This window comes from Bacillus sp. S4 (genome assembly GCF_040838205.1).
GTDB lineage: Bacteria > Bacillota > Bacilli > Bacillales > Bacillaceae_G > Bacillus_A > Bacillus_A cereus_U.
The window spans coordinates 1-1,863 of the sequence record NZ_JBFPJI010000470.1; the positions used below are offsets into that span (position 1 = coordinate 1).

Genomic DNA, 1,863 nt, shown 5'->3' on the forward strand with positions numbered 1-1,863 from the left:
TTATAATCTAGTAATTTGTATAAATCAACCCTTTTGCTGGAATTAATTTGAACAAATTATGAACTGTTGTAAATAAAAATCCCTATTACGGTGAGGTAATAGGGGGTTTTTATTTGATATATAGCTCCAGCGGCTAGAATCTCCGGTCATTTCGCTCTCTCGCTCGAAGCAAAAAGCGCTTCAAGGTCGAGAGCTTGAAGTGCCCTGCGATTCTGAACGAGCCGCCTCCGCTTTTATTTGTTATACAGCTTGTTTCTTTTCTTCTACATCCTGTCCATCCCAGCACTCTGTATTCTTTAAGCCAGGAATAGAACTTGCAAGGAAAACAGGGTCTTTTCCTTGTTTCTTTTGCTTAATATAGTCTACTAATGCTGCGTAGGCAAATTTGCTAAGGAATGAGATGGCAATTAAGTTTGTGAATACCATTAGTCCCATAAAGAAATCAGCTAAGCTCCAAACTGTTTGAAGGGCAGCGATTGATCCGAAGAAAACCATTCCGACAACTGCAACACGATAAATCAGTAACCATGTCTTGCTTTCCTTAATGAATGCGATATTTGTTTCACCATAATAGTAGTTTCCTAGTAAAGAACTGAAAGCGAATAGGAAAATAATAATCGCTAAGAAAGTGCTTGCCCACGGTCCAATTTGTGAACTTAATGCTTGTTGTGTTAATTCAATACCTTCTAAATTTGATCCTTTGTAAAGTCCAGAACATAATACGATAAACGCCGTTGATGTACATACTAAGAATGTATCTACGAAAACACCTAATGCTTGAACAAGCCCTTGTTTTACAGGGTGAGATACATCTGATGTTGCTGCTGCGTTAGGAGAGCTACCCATACCTGCTTCTGTCGCGAATAAACCGCGCTGAATTCCGAACTTGATTGCTGCTCCAATACCACCAGCGATGGCTTGGTCTAAACCAAATGCACCGTTAAATATTTCTAGAAAAATGCTTGGTAACATATTGAAGTTTTTAATAACGACAAAAATAGCCACACCAATATAAACGATTGCCATTGGAGGAACAATCATTTCTGTAATACGTGAAATGCTTTTAATACCACCAAAAATAATAACAGCAACTAATAAAGCTAATACAGCTCCTACGATAGTTCGTTCTAGTCCAAAAGCATTTTCAAACGCTATTGTTACTGTATTTGCTTGTACTGAATTGAAAATTAATCCGTATGCAACTGTAATGAGAAGTGAAAACCAAATGCCCATCCAGCGTTTGTTTAACCCTTTTTCCATATAATATGCTGGTCCACCACGGAATCTGCTTCCATCTTTTACTTTATAAATTTGCGCGAGCGTACATTCTACAAAACTAGTAGCTGCCCCAAGAATAGCGATAAACCACATCCAAAATATTGCGCCAGGCCCGCCCATTGAAATTGCTAGTGCTACACCAGCTAAGTTCCCGATACCAATACGTGCAGCTGCACTTAAGCAAAATGCTTGGAATGGAGAGACGCTATCTTTTTTCTTTTCTTTTCGATTGAACCCTTTACTAATTAAACTGACCATTTCACCGAAATGAGTAATTTGGACAAATTTTAATTTGAAAGAGAAATAAAGACCGAAGCCGATTAGCATTGCAATAAGAATATATGACCACAAAATATTATTCGTTACTTCAAGGAATCTGCTAAAGATATCAACCATATAATACACTTCCTTTTTTCATAATAAGAAAATTATATGCAAAAAATATACCAGAATCAAATTTTCTAAAAAAATATGTTACTTAAATGCGTTTCGTGTTATGATTAAGTTACATCGTGATATTTTTAGAATTATTTACATTTTAAAAAACTAAATTTAAAACGAAAAAGAGGGGATAATTTGAAAGAA

At 36.1% G+C, this 1,863-nt stretch carries 1 protein-coding gene; it reads right to left on the reverse strand.

The window, feature by feature from the left end:
• Positions 1 to 240: 240 nt before the first annotated feature.
• Positions 241 to 1,674, reverse strand: a complete 1,434-nt coding sequence (locus AB3X48_RS21710; protein ID WP_016106569.1) for an alanine/glycine:cation symporter family protein — start codon at positions 1,672 to 1,674, stop codon at positions 241 to 243.
• Positions 1,675 to 1,863 lie beyond the last annotated feature (189 nt).